Raw genomic sequence first — 19,424 nt, 5'->3', positions numbered from 1 at the left:
CAACCCGCATCCGCGCGGGAACCGGCCCCCCGCCGAGGCGGCACGGGGCCGTCAGTCGGCCGAGGCGGTCCACCCGTGCGCCACGATCCGGGCCGCGTCCGCCGGCCGCGCCTCGTCGAAGAGGGTCCGGGAGCCGTCCAGGACGCGGACCCCGTCCACGTACGCCCCCCGGCCGACGTACAGCCGGTCCGTCGCGTACCGCCACCGCAGCCGCACCGGCGCGCCCCGCCAGGCCGCCAGGTCCGCCTCCAGCCGGTGCCAGACCCGGCCGGACCACCCGCTCAGGGCGCCGTCCGGACGCGGCAGGGGCTCCTGGCCGTCACCCCGGGCGTCGGTGCTGAACGGCACCGGGCGCCAGGTCGCTCCCGCGTCGCCGGACGCCTCCAGGAAGAGCCCGTCCGCGCCCGGCTCGGTGTCCCACCACACCAGGCAGCGCAGCCGCGGGCGCGGCGACACCGGGGTGAGGTCCGGCAGGGTGAGCGTCGCCCCGGCGTCCGCCGCCATGCCGCTGTACCAGGCGGTGCGCCCGCGCTCCGGGCGGACCGGGACGGCACGGGCCAGGTGGTTGGCCGCGGCCACCCGGGGCGCCGAGCCGGAGCGCCAACTGCGCACCGGGTGCACCGAGTTGCCGAGGACCACCAGGAAGGAGTCGGTGGTCGGGTCGATGACCATGCTGGTGCCGGTGAAACCGGTGTGGCCCGCGGTGCGCGGCGTGGCCATGGCGCCCATGTACCAGTGCTGGTAGAGCTCGAAGCCCAGCCCGTGCTCGTCGCCGGGGAACGCGGTGTTGAAGTCGGTGAACATCAGCTCCACCGACGAGGGCCGCAGGATGCGGGCCCGGCCGTACACCCCGCCGTTGAGCAGCGTCCGGGCGAGGATCGCCAGGTCCCAGGCGCAGGAGAAGACCCCGGCGTGCCCGGCGACCCCGCCGAGGCTGTGGGCGTTCTCGTCGTGCACCTCGCCCCACACCATCCCGCGCTCCAGCCCCGACCAGGGGGCCCGGGCGTCCTCGGTGGCGGCGATCTTCGGCCGCCAGGAGGCGGGCGGGTTGAACCGGGTCCGGTGCATGCCCAGCGGCGCGGTGATCTCGTTGCGCAGCAGGGCGTCCAGCGACCGGCCGGTGATCTCCTCCAGGATCAGCTGGAGCGTGATCAGGTTGAGGTCGGAGTACAGGTACGCCGTGCCCGGCGGGTGCACCGGCGCCTCCTGCCACAGCAGCCGCAGCTTCCCCTCGTGCGTCGGCTCCTTGTACAGCGGGAGCCAGGAGCGGAAACCGGAGGTGTGCGTCAGGAGTTGACGTACCGTCACGTCCTGTTTGCCGCCGCCCCCGAACTCGGGGAGGTACGCCGTCACCCGCCCCTCCAGGTCCAGCGCCCCGCGCTCGATCTGCTGCACGGCCAGGAGGGAGGTGAAGAGCTTGGAGACCGACGCCAGGTCGAACACCGTGTCGTCGGCCATCGCGATCCGCCGCTCGGGCGGCAACTCCACGCCGGTGTCCGTCTTCTCGTCGTACGCCTCGTAGCGCACCGCGTGCCCGATCGCCCGGTGCAGCGCCACCGTCGCGCCCCGCCCGGCCAGCAGGACGGCTCCGGCGTACCACGGGTGCTTGGGGGAGGGGTCGAGGAACCGCTCCGCGTCGGCGACCAGCCGGTCCAGGTGCTCGGGCAGCAGCCCGGCGCGCTCGGCGGACCCCAGCCGCAGTGTCGGCCGCCCGCCCCCCGCCGGACCTCCGCCCCCCGCCGAGCCTCCGCCACCACCGGTCCCGCCGTCGCCGGGTGCGGCCGCCGCCCCCGGAATCGCACCGATCATCAGCGCACCTCCCAGGGTCAGCACCCCGCCACCGAACCGCCGGCGGCTCATCCCGCCACCGGACCCGTCACCGCACCGGCCCCCGGGCCCCCCGCCGGACCCGCCCGCCCGGCGTGAGCCCGGCTCCTCGGACACCCCCACGACATCTCCCTCCGCACGGCCGCCCGCTGAAAGAATTCTTCGTCCCCGCCCGCATCAGATGAAACTTTCTTACCGACCCCCGGTCGCGTCAAGAACCGGCCACCAGAAAAGAACCTGACGCGGCATCAGGAGCGGGCGTCACGACCCTGCCGTGCCCCCGCGCCGCCACCCCGCGCCCGTCCCGGCGTTTCTGCCGCGCGTGGGCGCGGGCCCTCTGGCAGCGTGGCGGCATGAGTACCCCCACGGGCACCGGCACCGGAACCGACGACCAGGGCAGGACGGGCGGCGGGCCGCGGCTCGCCCGCCAGTGGACCACCTGGGTGCCGGTGGTCGCCGTGCTCGTCCTGGCCGCCGGATGGGGCCGCGACCTGCCCGGATGGGCCGTCGCCGTGGTCGGGGCGTGCCTGATCGGCTCCGTGCTCTCGGCGGTGCACCACGCCGAGGTGGTCGCCCACCGGGTGGGCGAGCCGTTCGGTTCGCTGGTGCTCGCCGTCGCCGTGACGGTCATCGAGGTCGGGCTCATCGTCATGCTGATGGCGGGCGGCGGTGCCAGCGCGTCCAGCTACGCCCGCGACACGGTGTTCGCCGCCGTCATGATCACCTGCAACGGCATCGTGGGCCTGTCCCTGCTGGTGGCCGCGGTCCGCCGCCGGGTCGCGGTCTTCAACGCCGAGGGCTCCGGCGGCGCGCTCGCCACCGTCATCACCCTCGCCTCGATGACCCTCGTCCTGCCCAGCTTCACCACCAGCAACCCCGGGCCCGAGTTCACCGGGGCGCAGCTGGTCTTCGCCGCCGTCGCCTCCCTCTGCCTGTACGGGATCTTCGTCGCCGTCCAGACCGTCCGGCACCGCGAATACTTCCTGCCGGTGACCTCCGGCGCGGACGACGCGGGCGGGGACGGACACGCCCCGCCGCCCACCGCGCGCGAGACCTGGTGGAGCCTCGCCCTGCTCGTGGTGGCGCTGGTCGCCGTCGTCGGCAACGCCAAGCTGGTCTCCCCGACCATCGAGAGCGGGGTGGAGTCCGCCGGCCTGCCCAAGGCCGTGGTGGGCGTGGTGATCGCCCTGATGGTGCTGCTGCCCGAGACCCTGGCCGCCGTCCGGGCCGCCCGCCGCGACCGGGTGCAGACCAGCCTCAACCTGGCGTACGGCTCGGCCATCGCCAGCATCGGCCTGACCATCCCGGCGATCGCCCTCGCCTCGATCTGGCTGTCCGGACCCCTGATCCTCGGCCTGGGGCCGCTCCACCTGGCGCTGCTGGCGCTCACCGCCGCGGTGAGCGCCCTGACCGTGGTGCCCGGACGGGCCACCCTGCTCCAGGGCGGGGTGCACGTGGTGCTGTTCGCCGCGTTCGTGTTCACCTCGTTCAGCCCCTGACGGCTTCCGGCAGCCCCGGACAGCCCCGGACAGCCCTGCGGCCCGGCCCCCGATGTCCGGGGGCCGGGCCGCGGGGCCGTCGTAAGCCGTCAGGGGGCTCAGGGGGCGGGCCTCAGCCCCGGGTGAGCCGTACGCACTCCGCGACCACCTCGCGCAGGCTGCCGGTGCGCGACAGCAGGTCCCGCTGGATCCGCGCGCCGTTCCCGGTCTTCAGCAGCGCCGACAGGGCGTCCTGCGCCGGCACCACGTCACCGCTCTCCTCCAGCGCGTCCCGCACATGCTCGAACAGCGCCCGCACCACCGCCTCCGCCGGAGCCGGTCGCATCGTCACCGGATGGATCAGCTCGTCCTCCAGCCCGGACCGGGCCGCCCGCCAGGTCGCCAGCCGCAGCAGCGCCACGCTCTGCCGCGCCGGCGGCTCGCCGTCCCGCCACTGCCGCGCGGCCGTCTCCACCAGCCCCCGCACCAGCGTCGCCAGCAGCACCGTGGTGGACGGGTCCAGGCACACGTCCGCCGCCCGGATCTCCACCGTCGGATACGAGGCGGAGAGCCGCGCGTCGAAGTAGACCATCCCCTCGTCCCGCAGCACCCCGCTCGCCACCATCTCCGCGACCTGCTCGTGGTAGCGGTCGGCGGAACCGAAGATCTCCACCGGCCCCGCCGACGGCCAGCGCCCCCACACGCGGTTGCGGTAGCTGCTGTACCCGCTCTCCTCGCCCTGCCAGAACGGCGAGTTCGTGCTCATCGCGAGCAGCACCGGCAGCCAGGGCCGGATCCGGTCCAGGACCGCCACGCCCTCCTCGTCCGACTCCACCGACACATGCACATGGCAGCCGCACGTCAGCTGCTCCTGCGCGGTGAGCCCGAAGTGCTCCTTGAGCCACTGGTGGCGCTCACCGGTCCCGATGGTGGGGGCCACCGGCAGGGGAGAGGTCGCCAGCGCGGCCACGGAGGCGTTCAGCCCCTCGGCGTGCCGCGCGGCTTCGCCCCGCCACCGCCGGATCTCCTCGCCCAGGTCGCCCATCACGGTCTGCGGACGGGTAGCGAACTCCAGCTGCTGCCGCTGCAGCTCGCTCTCGAACACCTCGTCGTCGCTCCGCGGGTCCCGGGACGCCGCGGCCAGCACCGCCGCCGACAGGGCCCTCGGCTCCCCGGTCGCGCTGTCCACCAGCAGCAGTTCTTCCTCGACACCCACACTGCGCACCATCGGCCTGCCTCTCTCGCTCAGTGCCCGTCGTCTGCCCGCGATCCGGGCGGCCACGCACAAGCCCGCCGCCACCCGTCCCCGAACCGATGTGCGAGCCCGTCCGGACGGGGCATATGGCCAGAGCAAGATCGTCAGCGTACGCGCGCCGAGAAGGGACCCCGCAGATGGCGATATCCGTCCGCAGGCCACGCAGCGACCGCCCCACCCGCCGCGGGGGCTTCAGCCTGCGCGACACCGTCCTGGGCTTCGGCCTCCTCGCGATCGTCCTCTGCGGCACGGGAGCGATGGCACGCGCCGCCGTGGGCGACTCCGCCGACGTGCCCGCCGCCGCGCTGGCCGTCGCCGGCACCTTCGCCGTGGCGCTCGCCCTGATCCGCGCGGCGCGCCGCCGCGCCGCCGCCCCGGTGGTCCTGCCGGAGGAGCCGCGCGTGTACGTGGACTACACGGCCCTGGACGCGGACGCCTTCGAGCAGGCGGTGGCGGACCTGTGCGCCCGGGACGGCTGTGTGGACGTCGAGGTCGTCGGGGGCGCCGGGGACCTCGGCGCGGACGTGGTGGCGACCGCGCCCGACGGCCGCCGCGTGGTCGTCCAGTGCAAGGCGTACGCCGAGGACAACAAGGTCGGCTCCCAGGACATGCAGCGGTTCGGCGGCACCTGCTTCGCCGTGCACGAGGCGCAGGTCGCCGTCGTCGTCACCACCAGCGCGTTCACCGAACCCGCCGCCGAGTACGCCGCCCAGTGCGGCATCCTGTGCGTCGACCTCGCCGCACTCGACGCCTGGACGGACGGCACCGGTCCGGCGCCCTGGCACCGGCTCCCCCTCCAGGAGGCCTGCTGAACCGCCCGCCCCGGCCGTCTCGTCAGAGGTCGCCGATCCGGTACTCCGCGCGGGCCTTGCCGAACAGGTCGTCGAGCAGGGCCCCGGACGGCTTCCCGGCCGGCACGTCCACGCCGAGGGTGAGGCGCTCCTGCCGGGAGTTGACCACCACCAGCGTGCGGGACACCCGGCGCGGCGCGCCGCCCTCCTCCTCCTTGCTGTACGTCACGGTGATGACCGCGCCGTCACGGCCCTGCTGCGTGGTCGGCTCCACGGACGCCACGGCGGTCGCACCGCCCTCGGGCGGCGTGTCCGTCTCGTACTCCGACTTCCAGCGCTGCGCCGTCGCCATCGCCGTCTCGGTGGCCTTCTCCTTCTTGTCCACCAGCAGCGACAGGTCGCCCTTCGGCGAGGTGTAGCGGGTGGCCCGGTAGGCGCCGTCCGAGCTGTCCACGTCGTCCGCCGTGGTGATCGTCCAGTCCGCCGGGGCCGCCACGGCGACCCGCATGCGGTACTCCTCGTACCGCTTCCAGCCGTCCGGCGCGTCGTCGCCCCCGAACGGCAGCACCAGCGCGGCCAGCACCGCGAGCACCACCACGGCGGCGCCGGCCAGCGGCAGCGGCCGCAGGAGCCGCCGCCCGAGGGGCGCGGGCCACCCGTCCGGCGAAGGGGCCCGGCCGGGCGGCGGGGGAGTGGCGGGCGCCGGAGGGGCGGGCGGGTCCGCGGCGGCCCGCAGCATCGGCGAAGCCGCCTGGGCGGTGAGCCGGGCCTCCGGTTCCTTCCGCAGCAGCCCGGTGAGGACCGGCGCCAGCCCGGCGGCGTGCTGGAACGGCGGCAGCTCCGCCAGCAGCACCGCCTGGAGCGTCGACGGCGTGGTCTGCCGGCGGAACGGCGACACGCCCTCGACGGCCTGGTACAGCATCACCCCGAGCGACCACAGGTCCGACTCGGGACCCGGCCGGCGCCCCAGCACCCGCTCCGGCGCCACATACTCGGGCGAACCGACGAAGGCGCCGGTCTCCGTGAGCCGCTGCTCCCCCTCCAGCTGCGCGATGCCGAAGTCCGTCAGGACGACCCGGTCGTGACGGCCCAGCATCACATTGGCCGGCTTCACGTCCCGGTGCAGCACCCCGGCCTCGTGCGCCGCGCCCAGGGCGCCCAGCACCGCCGCCCCGATCCGCGCCGCCTCGCGGGGGGTGAGGGTGCCCTCGTCCAGGGCCTCGGCCAGGGACCGTCCGCGCAGCAGCTCCATCACGATCCAGGGGCGGTCGCCCTCGGTCACCACGTCGTGGATGGCCACCACCGAGGGGTGGTCGATCCGCGCGGCGGCGCGGGCCTCGCGCTGCATCCGCTGGTACGCGGTGTCCCGCTCGGCGGCGGTGAAGTGCTCCGGCACCCGGGGCTCCTTGACCGCCACGTCGCGGTCCACCACCTCGTCGCGCGCCCGCCACACGGTGCCCATCCCGCCCGAACCGAGCCGTTCCAGCAAGCGGTACCTCCCGCCCACCAGCCGCCCCGCCCCGGCCTCCGCGCGCTGCCCGGTCGCCCCGCCCTGCGGCTCCCGCGCGGCCGGAAGCGGCGGTCGCAGCTCATAGCTCGTCGGTTCCTGCTCGCGTCCCCCGCTGCTGTTCATGCGCATATGATGCACCGCCCGCAGCCGCCCCCACCGCGGGGTTCACGGCGCCGGGCGGAGGTCCACGACGCGCCTGATCTTCCCGACGGACCGCTCCAGGGTCTCCGGGTCGACCACCTCGACCTCGATGGAGACCCCGACCCCGTCCTTGACCGCCGCGGCGAGCGCCCGCGCCGCCCCCGCGCGTATGTCGCCGGTGGCGTCCGGCCGGGCCTCCACCCGGACGGTGAGCGCGTCCAGGCGGCCCCGGCGGTCGAGGCGCAGCTGGAAGTGGGGGGCCAGCCCCGGGGTGCGCAGCACGATCTCCTCGATCTGAGTGGGGAAGAGGTTCACGCCCCGCAGGATGACCATGTCGTCGCTCCGGCCCGTGATCTTCTCCATCCGGCGGAACGCCGGCCGTGCCGTGCCCGGCAGCAGCCGGGTGAGGTCCCTGGTGCGGTAGCGGATCACCGGCATCGCCTCCTTGGTCAGCGAGGTGAACACCAGCTCGCCCGGCTCGCCGTCCGGCAGCACCTCCCCGGTGACCGGGTCCACCACCTCCGGGTAGAAGTGGTCCTCCCAGATGTGCAGCCCGTCCTTGGTACCGGCGCACTCCTGCGCCACCCCGGGCCCCATCACCTCCGACAGGCCGTAGATGTCGACGGCTTCGAGGGCGAACCGCTCCTCGATCTCCCGCCGCATCTCCTCCGTCCACGGCTCGGCGCCGAAGATCCCGACCCGCAGGGACGTGGTGCGCGGATCGATCCCCTGCCGCTCGAACTCGTCCAGCAGCGTCAGCATGTACGACGGCGTCACCATGATGATCTCGGGGCGGAAGTCCTGGATCAGTTGCACCTGGCGCCCGGTCATACCGCCGGAGGCCGGGACGACCGTGCACCCGAGGCGCTCGGCGCCGTAGTGCGCCCCCAGCCCGCCGGTGAACAGCCCGTAGCCGTACGCCACATGGACCGTGTCACCCGGCCGTCCCCCGGCGGCGCGGATCGAGCGGGCCATCACGTCCGCCCAGGTGTCCAGGTCGCGGTCGGTGTACCCCACCACGGTGGGCCGGCCGGTCGTCCCGCTCGACGCGTGGATCCGCCGCACCTCCGACCGGTCCACCGCGAACATCCCGAACGGGTAGTGGTCGCGCAGATCGGCCTTGGTGGTGAACGGGAACCGGGCCAGATCGGCCAGGGACCGGCAGTCCTCCGGGCGCAGCCCGGCCTTGTCGAACGCCTGCCGGTAGAAGTCCACGTGCGTGTACGCGTGGTGCAGGGTCGCCCGCAACCGCTCCAGCTGGAGCGCCGCCAGCTCCGCGCGGTCCAGCCGTTCCCCGGTGTCGAGCATGTCCGCCATCCGCCGCTCTCCCGTCCTCGCGTACGCCACCCAAAGCGGGCGACCGATCATTCGGTCGTTCCGTTCCGGATCAGTAAGTCAAGTGGGAGGGCCCGGTGACAAGGGGTGTGCGGCTACTTTCCGGCGGGCGGCGCGACCGCGATGACCATGTCGGGGCGGTCCCACATGACGGCCGGCGGCCGGGCCGCCACGGTGCCGGTCCGGCGGGCGCCGACACTGCGGTAGAAGCCCTCGGCGGGCGGGTGGGAGACGACACGGACGGCGCTCACCCCCGCCGCCCTCGCCCGCTCCGTCATGTGCGCGATCAGCCCGCGCCCCACGCCCAGACCCTGCGCCGCGTCCGCGACGAACAGGAGGTCCAGCTCCGGCGGCGCCAGGACCAGCGCGTAGAACCCGAGGACCCGCCCGTCCTCCCCGGCGGCCAGATGCACCTCATGGGCCTCGATGTAGTCGGGCCCCACCCGGTAGCCCGCGACCATCGGGGCGTAGGGACCCTCGTACGCCCCGGAGTTCCGCACCAGCGCCGTGAGCCGCTTCGCGTCCCGGGCGGTCGCCCGCCGGATCCGCACCCCGGAGGAGCCGGCCGGGCCGCCCCGCGCCCGGCCTGTCATACGCGCAGTCATGCAGCGAGTATTACTCCTCGCCGGGCGAGCGGCGAAACCCGGTGCCGGGCGGCCGGCGAAACCCGGGGCCGGGAGCAGGCCCCCGCCCGTTCCCGCCCGCCCCGGTCGCACCCTGTCCGGGACCGGCCCCGGTGACTAGGCTGAGCGCCGGACGACGAACCGGGAGGAGCAGGCACGTGGCGGAGACCATCACCACCCAGCAGCAGCTCGGAGGCTGGGAGAAGCCGGACCTCGACCTCAGCAACGCCGACTGGCAGTCGGGCAGTCAGGGAGCGGGCGACGTGCAGATCGCCTTCGTCGAGGGGTTCATCGCGATGCGCAACGGCGGACGCCCGGAGAGCCCGTCCCTGATCTTCACCCCGGCCGAGTGGCGCGCCTTTGTGCGCAACGCCCGCCACGGCGAGTTCGACCTCACCTGAGGGTCACCTCACGTCCGCGTCCTGGTCCGCGCGGGAGCGCGCCCGGGCGTCGGCCACGGCGAGGACGCTTCCGGGCAGTATCAGCAGGATCGTGGCCCACAGGGGCAGGGTGAAGAGGGGCCCGTCGCCGGCCAGCTTGTCGGCGAGCAGCGCGGCCGGCAGGCCGACGACGGCGCCCACCAGCCAGTTCTTCCACAGCCCCAGACGGCCGCTGCGCAGCTCCACGGTCACCGTCACCGCCGCGATCGCCGCGATCAGCGCGAGGCGGCCCGCGGTCACGGGCAGCTCGACCGTCCGCCCCAGCAGGTGGGAGAACAGCATCAGCAGCCCCACCACGGAAGGCAGCACGGCCGCGAGTCGCGCCGCTCTCCGGCGGAAGGGCTGCCGCGCCCGCGCCCAGGACGCCGCGAACGCCTTCACGTCCTCGCCGACGACGTCCCTCGGCCCGCGCCCCGCTGCCGCCGCGTCCTCCAGGTGTGCGGCGAGCTCGGCGAGCATCTCCCGCACGGACGCGTCGTCGACACCGCGGTACTCCCAGTTGGCCCGGCAGACCGCCAGGACCCGCTCACTGGTCATGGTGCTTTCCCCCGTCATGTCCTCGTCTCCTGTGCTGTGTGCTTCTGTCCTGCGTGTGGCTGTCCTATGGGCGATCCCGGTCGGCCAGGACCTGGCCGACCTGGCCGGTGAAGTCCCGCCAGACGGCCCGGCCGCGGGTCAGTTCGGCCTGGCCGGCCTCGGACAGCCGGTAGTACTTGCGCGGCGCGCCGCCGCTGGAGGACGCGGCGCGATACGACTCGATGAGCCCGCCCCGCTCCATCCGTGCGAGCAGGGGATAGATGCTGCCCTCGCTGACCAGCTCCAGCCCGCCGGCCTCCAGTGCCTCCACGAACTCGTACCCGTACCGCGGGCGTTCGGCGATCAGTGAGAGCAGGCACAGGTCGAGCACGCCGCGCAGGAGCTGACTGCGCCGCTGGTCCCCCGGGGGCGACGGCTCCTTTGTCATGCGGTACACGATAGTCGGCACAACCTTGCCGCGCAAGACACTTGCGGTGACAGAGAGCAGGACGAGTGCACGACCACCGGCATGCGGGTGGACGGGGGCGTGCCGGCACGGAGACGCGTGCCGGCGGAGACCGCCTAGGCTGGAAGCATGAGTGCAGAGCGCGATCTCGCCCGACTGGTCGCCGGGATGCGGCCCGAGCTCAACCCCGGGCACTACGTCTTCGTCACCGTGGACGGCCCCGCCGTCCCGCCCGGACTGCACCCCGTGGTCACGGTCGCCGAGTCGGAGGGGCTGACCCTCGTCGTTCCCCAGGAGGAGGCCGACGCCGCCTCCCTCCCGTACGACTACGTGGCCGGGTGGATCACCCTGCGCGTCCACTCGGCGCTCGACGCCGTCGGGCTCACCGCCGCCGTCTCCCGGGAGCTGGCCGACGCCGGGCTGAGCTGCAACGTGGTGGCCGGGTTCCACCACGACCACCTGTTCGTCGATTCCGCGCGGGCCGGCGACGCCCTCACCGCGCTGCGCCGCCTCGCGGAACGCTCCGCCTGACCGCCCGCGCGCCGTCGCCCGATGCGGTGAAACGCGCCCGCCGCCCCCGCCCCCGGAGCGGCCCGCGCGGGCGGCCCCGCGGCCCGGGCCCGCGCGCCGGACGGGGGCCCCGGCCACGTACCATGGCGGCATGTCCTTCCTCCGCCGCCGCAGCGCCGCCACACCCGCGGGCCCGGACTTCGACGTCCTGGCCATGGACCCGGGGGACTGGCCCGGCAATCTCGGCGCCGGTCTCCTCCCCGCGCCCGACGGCAGCTGCCAGGGCGTCTTCCTCCGCTACGACCTGTTCGGCGGACGCGGCCCCGCCATGATCATCGGCAACCTTCCCGAGGGCTCCCCGGCGCGCGACCTGGCCGAAGGACAGATCCCGTTCGAGGTGGCGCAGCTCCTCGCCGCCCTGGAGAACGACGAGCCGGTCGAGGTCGTCGAGACCGAGGACGTCCCCGTGATGCAGGGGGACAACCTGCTGATCGTCCGCCGCCTCAAGCTCTCCGAGAGCCGTATCTCCTGCGTCCAGTTCGACCGCAGCGACAACGTCCTGGTGACCATCGCCAGCTGGGACCGGCCGATCACCGACGACCTGTACGCGCTGCTCAAGCCGCTGCCCGCGGAGCTGTTCCAGCAGGGCTGACCCCCGCCCGGCCGGCCGCCGCCGCGCAAAGCATGCGGTCACCCGCCGCGAAAAGCATGCGGTCACCGCCGGGGGAGCCGATTAGGCTCGGAGGCATGGCAGCACACGAGGGGAACCCCACCGCGCGGGTCGACAGCTGGATCTGGGCGGTACGGCTCACCAAGACGCGCTCCCAGGCGGCCACCGCCTGCCGGGCCGGGCACGTCCGCGTCAACGGCGAGCGTGCCAAGCCCGCCCAGCCCGTGAAGTCCGGCGACGAGGTCCGGCTCTTCCACGCCGGCCGCGAGCGGATCGTCGAGGTCAAGCAGGTGCTCGCCAAGCGGGTCGGCGCTCCCGCCGCCGCCGAGGCGTACACCGACAACAGCCCGCCCCCGCCGCCGCGCGAGCACGTCGCCCTCGCCGGCGTACGGGACCGGGGAGCCGGGCGCCCCACCAAGCGGGAGCGCCGCGAACTGGACCAGCTCCGCGGCGTCCGCCCGCCCTCCTGACGCCGGGGCGCCCTACCGGGTGAACGACTCCGCCGGCCGCGTCGCCGAGGTCCCCAGACCCGTCGGCCCGGCCGGCAGCCCGAGCCCACCACCACCCGGCGCGGCCCCCGGAGCCGACCGCAGCCGGACCGTCCCCGCGCCCGACCGGACGTCCTCGTCGCGGTAGCGCCGCACATTGCGGTGCCAGTGCAGGATCCCGGCCAGCCAGTCCTCCAGCTCCCGCAGGTACGCGTCCAGCGCCGCCCTGCCGTCCCCGTCGAGGCCCAACTGATCGGCCAGCAGCGGAAGTTCGTACGCCTTCGCGTGCTCGAACTGGCGCAGCCGCCCCCGCATCAGATCGTCCACGATCCGCACCCCGCTCGGGTAGTCGCAGCCGAGGAACGTCTGCACCACCAGCACCGCGTTGTGCACCTCGCCCTCGACCTCGATCTCCTTCTGGTAGGAGAACAGGTCGTTGGTCAGGGCGCCGTAGTCCATCACCGCGTTCTCCATGGCCCGCACCGTGCCGCTGCGCAGCAGCTCCTGCGGCAGGTCCCGCCGGTGCCGCAGCCGTGCGAGGCTCATCGTCAGCTCCGACCCGAAGGTCAGCCGGCGCATCTCCAGGTAGTCCACCGGATCGGGCACCCGGTGCTGCGCCTGGTTGTGCAGCTCCCACAGCCAGCTGTCCAGCATCCCGTCCAGCGCCTCACGCAGCGACGTCCGCGACCCCGCGTCCATCGGCCCCGCGGTGCGCGCCCACAGGTCCGCCAGCGACCGCTCCATCGGGCTCACCGCACCGGCGGCCCCCGCCACCGGGTCCGCCACGGGCATGCACGCCTTGAGCCGCTCGGTGCACACCTTCGCCCCGTCGAGGTCCCTCGGCCGCCCGAAGACGAGCGGGTAGTAGTCGTCGCCGTACGTCCCCCAGGTGAGCCACTCGGCGCTCAGCTCCAGCTCCTCCGCCGTGGCGTCCGGGTCCAGCCCGGCCGCGCACAGGGCGAGGTCGAAGCCCGCCATCAGCTCCTCGTCCCAGATGTCGTCCAGCAGGCCCATCCGGCCCGCCCACTCCAGCGACGCGGCCCGCGCGCCGTCCAGGTGCGGGCTGAGCGCCAGGCGGTACGGAAGGTCGAAGTCGGGCAGCAGCGAGGGCCCCGCCTTCTGGTGCGGGACATGGGTCAGGGCACGCGTCCGCGCCGCCGCCGGGCGGCCGAACAGCGTGGTGATGTCCAGGGCGGAGGTGCCGAGCACCCCGCCGAACAGCGAAGGGCCGCTCCGGGCCTCCTCGTTCATGTACCGGCTGGAGCGCATGTGCCACTCGTGGCCGCCGGACTGCCAGTCCTGGAGCCCCTTGGTGTACGCGGCGACCGCCGCGCACTCCTCCGCGCTCAGCCCCTTCTCCACGCACAGTCCGGGCACCTCGGTCAGCGCGGTGTTCTCGAACTGCTGGAGCCGTGACGTCAGCAGGTCGTTAACGTACTCCGCGGCCTCCTGGGTGCCGCACTCCAGGAAACGCTCCAGCACCAGGACACCGTTGCTGTTCTCGCCCTCGTCCTCCACCTCGCGCTGGTACGAGAAGAGGTCGTTGCGCAGGTGCACCGCGTCGGAGAAGGCGTCCCGCAGGACGCGCAACGGCCGCGCGTGCGCCACCGACTCGGGCACCTCGGCGCCCGCCGCGTACTCCACCAGACCCGCCGACCAGGGCGCGCCGCCCACCTTGCGGCGCATTTCGATGTACTCGACCGGGTTGGCGACCCGGCCCTCGTTGATGTTCGCCAGCTCCCACAGGGACTCGTTCAGCAGGTGCTCGGTCGCCTCGGCGAACCGGGACCGCCACGCGGACGACATGCCCGGCACCGTCCGGCTCCACAGGTCGGCGAGGCCCGCCTCCACCGGGTTCTCCGGCTCCGGCGTCTCCCGCTCGGGGTCCAGCGGCATGAAGGCGGGCAGCCGGTCCAGATACGCCTTGCCGCCCGCCAGGTCCTGGGTGCGCTTGAACACCTCCAGGAAGTGGTCGTCGAAGAAGAAGACCCAGACGTACCAGTCGGTGACCAGGGACAGCGCGTCCGCGCCGCAGTCCGGGTGGGTGTACGCGCACAGCAGGGCGTAGTCGTGGGACTCGAGGTCGTCCGACTCCCACACCCCCGACCCCTCCAGCATGCCCATCCGGCGCGCCCACGTCCTGGTGTGGGAACGCGCCGCCTCCACATGGGGGTTGAGACGCGCCGGGTACGGCAGGTAGAAGTCCGGCAGGACGAAGGGCTGTGCCATGCGTGCGGTGCCTTTCACGGGCGGTGGACATGCGTCGTCGTGCCCTACCCGCCGCCGCTCCCGCGCACGCCACGGACCGTAATAGTCATATCAACACCCGGTCACCGCTGAGCCGTTGACGGCGGCTGCGCCCTTGAGCCCTTGAGTCCGTCAGCCCCTCACCCCCGGGACAGGGTCACGTCCGAGACCTTCACATACGCCACCCGGTGCCCGAACTGGATCTCGTAGTACTCCTCCTCGCCCCGCACCACCCGGTGCCCCGACGTGTCGAAGGAGGGGGCGTAGAAGTACTCGCCCGGCACCCGGCCGCCCACCACGTACCGCTGGCCCGCGCCCAGGGCGTACGGCAGCGGCACCACCGCCTGGACGGGCACACCGGCGGGGTACGCGGACGCCTCCGGATAGGCCCGCCCGAAGACCGGGACGCTCGCCGCCCCCGCCCTGGGCGTCACCACCGGCCCCCGCCCGCCCACGGCGGCCGGCCGCCTCACGGGGTCGTGGAACCACGCCTTCTGCCCCAGGTACCAGATCGCCGTCCACTCGCCCCGCCGGTCGGCCACCGCGTAGCGCTGCCCCGTCGAGGCCCGCGCCCCGGTGTCGTTGACGTCCGTGGTCGACGGCCCGCCGCCCGGCCGCAACCCGGCGTCCCGCACCAGCGGCGCGGTGTCGCTCGGCTCCGTGCGCAGCCGCACCGCGCCGCTGCCGTGCGGCGGGCACGCCTCACCGGGCCGGGCGCAGCCCGTGTAGAGCGGCCGGTGCGCCTCGTAGCGCGGGCGGATCGTCACCACACCGGCCCGGGGCCCCGCGGACGGCACGAACGGCCGCCCCAGCAGCTCGAAGTAGTGCGCCCAGTCCCAGTACGGGCCCGGGTCGGTGTGCATCCCCGGCACCGCCGCCGGGGTCGGGCCCGGGACGTTGTCGTGCCCCAGGACGTGCTGCCGGTCCAGCGGGATCCCGTACCGCCGCGCCAGGTACCGCACCAGCCGCGCCGACGTGCGGTACATCGCCTCCGTGTACCAGGCGTCCGGAGCGACCAGGAAGCCCTCGTGCTCCAGGCCCACCGACTTCGCGTTCACGTACCAGTTGCCCGCGTGCCAGCCGACGTCCTTCAGCGGCACGTGCTGGGCGATGTGCCCGTCCGAGGACCGCAGCGAGTAGTGCCACGACACGTACTCCGGGTCCTGCACCAGGCCCAGGGTCACGTCCCAGGTCGCCTCCGTGTCATGGACGACGATGTACTCCACCGGCGAGGAGGCGGGCCGGTCGGCCTTGTCGTGGTTCCCGTAGTCACCGCCGCCCAGATCCTCGTACGGCGCCGGGATCCACTCGCACGCCACCGTCACCGGGCACTCGCTCGCGCCCCGGGAAGCCGTCCGCAGCCCCAGCCCGGCCGCCTGCGACGTCCGTGGAACGACACCGGGATGGGCGGGCAGTACGATCTCCTGCCCGCCGTCCGTCGTCCGGCGCTCACCCGAACGGATGACCTCGTACACGTCATTGGCGTACGTCGTGGCGGTCGCCGTGTCGTCCGCGCCCGAGTAGCGCGCCACCGCGCCGTACCAGTCGCCCGGGTCGGTGCTCGCCGGACCGCCCAGCTCCCGCTGCGCCGCGGCCAGCAGCGCCGCGCCGCCCCGGATGTTGGCGGACGCGCTGGTGCGCAGCCGTTCGGGGGAGAGCCCGGACAGCTCCGCCGCCCGCTCCAGGGTCCGCAGCCGGGGCGGCAGCGCCGACGGCTCCGGCAGCCGGGCCTCCATCACCCGCTTGGCGGGCCGGGAGCCGTCACCGCGCGGGTCCTCCGTGCCGTGCCCGTGGTGCGGCGCGGAGGCCAGTGCCGCCCGCGCGTCCGTGAGGTGCAGGGGCCCGTAGCCGCCGGTGACGCTCGGCGCGCCACCGTGCCCGTCCCAGCGGGACTGGAGGTACGCCACCGCCAGCAGCACGCTCACCGGCACCCCGTACTCGGCCGCGGCAGCCGCGTAGTCCCGCTGCGCCGCCCCCTCGGCGGGCGGGCGCCCCGCCGTCGCGGAGGGCGCCGCCGACACCAGCGGCAGCAGCAGCGCGGCCGTCGCCACCGCCGCGCCCACCACCCGGGCAGGTGGCCGGAATCGGCGTAAGGGACACGGGAATCGACGGACCGGAGCGGACACGGCGGCCTCCTGGACGGGCGCGGAATCGGCGGATCGCACCGTACCGGTGTAGCGGAGGCCGGCCCGCCGCACCATGCCCGGGACGCGCGTCAGTCGACCCGGACCGCCAGCAGGCAGGCGTCGTCGTCGTGGACGCCCCGCTCGTACTCCTCGGTGATCCGGTCGACGATCCGGCGCGGCGGCAGCCCGCTGCTCGCCGCCAGCAGCCCGGTCAGCGCGTGGATCCCCTCGGTGATGTCCTGCCCGCGCCGCTCCACCACCCCGTCGGTGTAGAACAGCAGCACGTCGCCCCGCTCCAGGGGGAATTCCGCGGTCTCGTAGTGGTGCCCCGGCAGTGCGCCCAGCAGCGGGCCCCGGTGCTCGGTCGGCAGCGCGTACGCCCGCCCCTCGCGCAGCAGCAGCGGCGCCGGGTGCCCGGCGCAGGTCCAGCGGAAGACCCGCTCGGGGCCCACGTGCCCCACGGCCATCGTGGCGGTCGCCGACGAAGGGTCACCGCACACCAGCTCGTTCAGCCAGGTGGCGACCTCTCCGGCGCACGCGCCGGTCTGCGCCAGACCCGCCATCGCGTGGCGCTGCTGGGCCATCCGGGCGACCGCCTCCAGGCCGTGCCCGCTGGCGTCCCCGACGGCGATCAGCGCCCGGCCGTCCGGCAGCGGACGGCACTTGTACCAGTCGCCGCCCACCGCCGCGTCCGGTTCGGCGGGCAGATAGGCCGCGGCGGCGGTCAGTCCCAGGTCCGCCAGACCCTCCGAGTACGTCGGCAGCAGCGCCTCGCGCAGCGCCCCGGCCACATGCCGTTCGGCGGCGGCCTGCTGCCGCAGCAGCTCCGTCTCGGCCTGTTTCTCGACCAGCCGCCGGCGGCTGCGCATCTGGGGAGTGAGGTCGCGCGCCACGATCTGCAGCGCCCACGGTCTGCCGTCGGTTCCGGCCACCGGGCGGCCCAGCAGATCGACCGTGCGGACCTCGCCCAGCACCAGGAACCGGATCCGGGTCCACGCCGGCTCCTCACCGGCCAGCACCGACGCGAGGAACTCGCCGAACGGCCCCACGTCGGAGTCCACCAGGACGTCGCACAGCTCCAGCAGCGACCAGGGCAGCGCCGGGTCGGTACGGAAGATCCGCTGCAACCCCTCGGACCAGGTCACCGCGCCGGACAGCAGGTCCCAGCGCCCCCACCCGATGGACGCCAGGTGCTGGGCGTCGATGGTCAGCAGCTCCGCCTGGCTGCGCACCGGGCGCCAGGTCGTCAGCACCCGGTCGCCGCAGGACGCGGCGTAGTGCACCAGCTGCACCCGGCGGAGCCGGCCGTACCGCTCCTCGGTGTAGTCCACGACCAGGCCGTTCAGCGGCAGGCCCGTCTCGACGACGTCCCTGAGCGCGTCCAGCAGCCCGCCGGCCGCCGCTCCGGGGCGGGCCTCCGCGAAGAAGAGCTGCCCCGCCTGCTGGTCGGGCGAGACCAGCCATTCGGCGGAGCGGATGTGATTGCCCGCGGTGATGCGGAAGTCCGTGACGGCGCCCGTGTCGTTCCGCTCGGGCTCCAGCAGCGCCGCCGACACCGGAATGGCGGGCAGCGTCGCGCACAGGCACGTCCGCGGGTCGTGCCCCTCACCGGGGTCCACGCACGCGTGCGGGGCGCCGTAGCCCTGGCCGCACGGGCACTGGGCCGACCGGATGCTCCGGCCGGCCTCGGGGGACGGCGCCCCGGCCTCGCCGGTCGCCCGGCCGGGGGAGGGGTCCGCCACCCCGGCCGTCTCCGCCCGGCGCCGCACCTCCGCCCGCAGCGTCGCGATCTCGCGTTCGATGTACGCCTTCAGCGACGCCACGTCGGAGGTGGGCGACCGGGTCATGATGCCGCCACGTTCCCGGCGCCACCGGCCGCGCGGAGGGCCGGAGTGCTTCTTCCGCCGGGAACGTCCATGGTGGCGGCCTTCCTTCCTCGTACGTCCTTCGAGGTACGCCCTCGACGGTGCCGCGTCAGGCGTGCGCCCGGTGACCCCGGTGCCCGCGGCCGGTGATCAGCCGGTAGAGGGCCAGGACGATCACCGAACCGACGATCGCCGCTATCCACGTCGACAGGTCGAAGAACCCGTCGATCGAGTCCACACCGAAGATGACCTTGCCCAGCCAGCCGCCCAGCAGACCGCCGACGATGCCGATGCCCATCGTCACCAGGATGCCGCCCGGGTCACGCCCCGGCATCAGCGCCTTGGCGATCGCACCGGCGAGCAGCCCGATGATGATCCACGCGATGATTCCCATTCTCGGCCTCCCGTAGCCTTCCGCACGCCCCGCCACGCGGCGGGACATGACAGCTGGTTGCCGGACGACCGGCCGGTAAACGCCACCGGAGCCGACTGCTCCGGTCGGATGGCGAAGGACCCGGCACGGGCGGGCGGAAAGTCCCGGAACATACGGGCCGGAAGTCCCGAAAGGGACCGGGAGGGCGGCGGGCGTACCCCCGCCCAGGGCCAGGGGGCGACGGGGTCAGCGGGAGGGCGCCGACTCCTCCCGGAGCACGAGCCACCGCTCCGCGACCCCCCGGACGGCCGGATACCGCTCCAGCAGCTCCTCGTCCGCCAGCGACAGCGCCGCCGCCGGGTCCGCCGCCGGCTTGGCGCGGCGGGCCGGTCCGTCGGAGAGGGACAGGGTCCGGACGTGGTGCTCGTTCGGCATCAGGCCTCCAGTCGCTCGGCGCATGCGTGGGCCACGGGGCTCCCGTCGCTGGGAGCGCCGCCCGCACAGCATGCACCCGAATCAGCCATGGGGGTAGAGGGTGGCCGAAATCGACAAGGACCGACCGGACGCGGTCACCCGTCGCACGGGTCCGCACCGGCCCCACCCCGGCCCGGCGACCGCCCGTCGTACCCGGACACGGCGGTGGGGGCGGGGGGCCGGGGGGGGGCCCCCCGCCCCCCGGGCCCCCCCCCCCCGGGGGCCCCCCGGGGCGCCCCCCCCCCCCCCCCCCCCCCCCGCGGGCGCCGCCCGCGCGGGGACACCCCCC

At 74.5% G+C, this 19,424-nt stretch carries 18 protein-coding genes; 6 read left to right on the top strand and 12 right to left on the bottom strand.

Translation table 11 applies throughout. The features are described 5' to 3' along the window. Positions 1-51 precede the first annotated feature (51 nt). Positions 52-1,860 (bottom strand): serine hydrolase, encoded by a 1,809-nt coding sequence (locus tag ACF08D_RS16890; RefSeq protein WP_392223387.1) that lies wholly within the window; start codon positions 1,858-1,860, stop codon positions 52-54. Between the two features lie 320 nt (positions 1,861-2,180). Here ACF08D_RS16890 and ACF08D_RS16885 point away from each other — a divergent pair, with 320 nt between their 5' ends. Further along, positions 2,181-3,326 carry a calcium:proton antiporter gene (locus ACF08D_RS16885; RefSeq protein ID WP_392223386.1) on the top strand — a complete coding sequence of 382 codons (1,146 nt, stop codon included), beginning with the start codon at positions 2,181-2,183 and terminating at the stop codon, positions 3,324-3,326. A gap of 112 nt (positions 3,327-3,438) precedes the next feature. Here the strand turns inward: ACF08D_RS16885 and ACF08D_RS16880 are convergent, their stop codons facing one another. Then, on the bottom strand, positions 3,439-4,533 hold the full coding sequence (locus ACF08D_RS16880) for a glutamate--cysteine ligase (protein WP_392223385.1): 1,095 nt from the start codon (positions 4,531-4,533) through the stop codon (positions 3,439-3,441). A 164-nt stretch (positions 4,534-4,697) separates the two neighbouring features. Between ACF08D_RS16880 and ACF08D_RS16875 the strand changes: the two genes are divergently transcribed. Then, on the top strand, positions 4,698-5,372 hold the full coding sequence (locus ACF08D_RS16875) for a restriction endonuclease (protein ID WP_392223384.1): 675 nt from the start codon (positions 4,698-4,700) through the stop codon (positions 5,370-5,372). A 22-nt stretch (positions 5,373-5,394) separates the two neighbouring features. Here ACF08D_RS16875 and ACF08D_RS16870 read toward each other — a convergent pair whose 3' ends face one another. From ACF08D_RS16870 to ACF08D_RS16860, 3 genes are all read right to left on the bottom strand, one after another. Continuing rightward, on the bottom strand, positions 5,395-6,984 hold the full coding sequence (locus ACF08D_RS16870) for a serine/threonine-protein kinase (protein WP_392223383.1): 1,590 nt from the start codon (positions 6,982-6,984) through the stop codon (positions 5,395-5,397). Between the two features lie 42 nt (positions 6,985-7,026). Next, a complete protein-coding gene (paaK, locus tag ACF08D_RS16865) occupies positions 7,027-8,319 on the bottom strand; it encodes a phenylacetate--CoA ligase PaaK (protein WP_392223382.1) in 1,293 nt (430 codons plus the stop codon). Between the two features lie 113 nt (positions 8,320-8,432). After that, positions 8,433-8,942 carry a GNAT family N-acetyltransferase gene (locus ACF08D_RS16860; protein ID WP_392223381.1) on the bottom strand — a complete coding sequence of 170 codons (510 nt, stop codon included), beginning with the start codon at positions 8,940-8,942 and terminating at the stop codon, positions 8,433-8,435. Between the two features lie 176 nt (positions 8,943-9,118). Between ACF08D_RS16860 and ACF08D_RS16855 the strand changes: the two genes are divergently transcribed. Beyond that, positions 9,119-9,361 carry a DUF397 domain-containing protein gene (locus tag ACF08D_RS16855; protein ID WP_392223380.1) on the top strand — a complete coding sequence of 81 codons (243 nt, stop codon included), beginning with the start codon at positions 9,119-9,121 and terminating at the stop codon, positions 9,359-9,361. Positions 9,362-9,364: 3 nt separating this feature from the next. Here ACF08D_RS16855 and ACF08D_RS16850 read toward each other — a convergent pair whose 3' ends face one another. Both ACF08D_RS16850 and ACF08D_RS16845 read right to left on the bottom strand, forming a co-directional pair. After that, on the bottom strand, positions 9,365-9,955 hold the full coding sequence (locus tag ACF08D_RS16850; protein WP_392223379.1) for a hypothetical protein: 591 nt from the start codon (positions 9,953-9,955) through the stop codon (positions 9,365-9,367). 46 nt (positions 9,956-10,001) lie between these two features. After that, positions 10,002-10,364 (bottom strand): PadR family transcriptional regulator, encoded by a 363-nt coding sequence (locus ACF08D_RS16845; protein WP_392223378.1) that lies wholly within the window; start codon positions 10,362-10,364, stop codon positions 10,002-10,004. A 147-nt stretch (positions 10,365-10,511) separates the two neighbouring features. On the opposite strand from ACF08D_RS16845, the gene ACF08D_RS16840 reads away from it, so the two are divergent. The 3 genes from ACF08D_RS16840 (at position 10,512) to ACF08D_RS16830 (ending at position 12,032) form a co-directional block, all read left to right on the top strand. After that, positions 10,512-10,913 (top strand): ACT domain-containing protein, encoded by a 402-nt coding sequence (locus ACF08D_RS16840; protein WP_392223377.1) that lies wholly within the window; start codon positions 10,512-10,514, stop codon positions 10,911-10,913. 130 nt (positions 10,914-11,043) lie between these two features. After that, a complete protein-coding gene (locus ACF08D_RS16835; protein ID WP_392223376.1) occupies positions 11,044-11,544 on the top strand; it encodes a hypothetical protein in 501 nt (166 codons plus the stop codon). A 95-nt stretch (positions 11,545-11,639) separates the two neighbouring features. Next, the gene (locus tag ACF08D_RS16830; RefSeq protein WP_392223375.1) at positions 11,640-12,032 is read left to right on the top strand and encodes an RNA-binding S4 domain-containing protein; all 393 of its coding nucleotides are present in this window, start codon (positions 11,640-11,642) and stop codon (positions 12,030-12,032) included. 12 nt (positions 12,033-12,044) lie between these two features. Here ACF08D_RS16830 and ACF08D_RS16825 read toward each other — a convergent pair whose 3' ends face one another. The 5 genes from ACF08D_RS16825 to ACF08D_RS16805 all read right to left on the bottom strand — a co-directional run bounded on the left by ACF08D_RS16825 (position 12,045) and on the right by ACF08D_RS16805 (position 19,096). Continuing rightward, positions 12,045-14,279 carry a germacradienol/geosmin synthase gene (locus ACF08D_RS16825; RefSeq protein WP_392223374.1) on the bottom strand — a complete coding sequence of 745 codons (2,235 nt, stop codon included), beginning with the start codon at positions 14,277-14,279 and terminating at the stop codon, positions 12,045-12,047. A gap of 158 nt (positions 14,280-14,437) precedes the next feature. Further along, positions 14,438-16,498 (bottom strand): N-acetylmuramoyl-L-alanine amidase, encoded by a 2,061-nt coding sequence (locus ACF08D_RS16820; protein ID WP_392223373.1) that lies wholly within the window; start codon positions 16,496-16,498, stop codon positions 14,438-14,440. A gap of 14 nt (positions 16,499-16,512) precedes the next feature. After that, positions 16,513-18,270 carry a PP2C family protein-serine/threonine phosphatase gene (locus tag ACF08D_RS16815; protein ID WP_392223372.1) on the bottom strand — a complete coding sequence of 586 codons (1,758 nt, stop codon included), beginning with the start codon at positions 18,268-18,270 and terminating at the stop codon, positions 16,513-16,515. A gap of 127 nt (positions 18,271-18,397) precedes the next feature. Next, entirely contained in the window at positions 18,398-18,682 is a 285-nt protein-coding gene (locus ACF08D_RS16810) for a GlsB/YeaQ/YmgE family stress response membrane protein (protein ID WP_392223371.1), read from the bottom strand. 225 nt (positions 18,683-18,907) lie between these two features. Next, positions 18,908-19,096, bottom strand: coding sequence for a hypothetical protein (locus ACF08D_RS16805; protein WP_392223370.1), 189 nt, complete (start codon positions 19,094-19,096; stop codon positions 18,908-18,910). Between the last annotated feature and the right edge of the window lie 328 nt (positions 19,097-19,424).

Origin of the sequence: Streptomyces sp. NPDC015131 (genome assembly GCF_043079975.1) — a bacterium.
In the GTDB taxonomy this organism is placed as follows: domain Bacteria; phylum Actinomycetota; class Actinomycetes; order Streptomycetales; family Streptomycetaceae; genus Streptomyces.
This window is presented reverse-complemented; position numbering and strand designations above follow the sequence as displayed.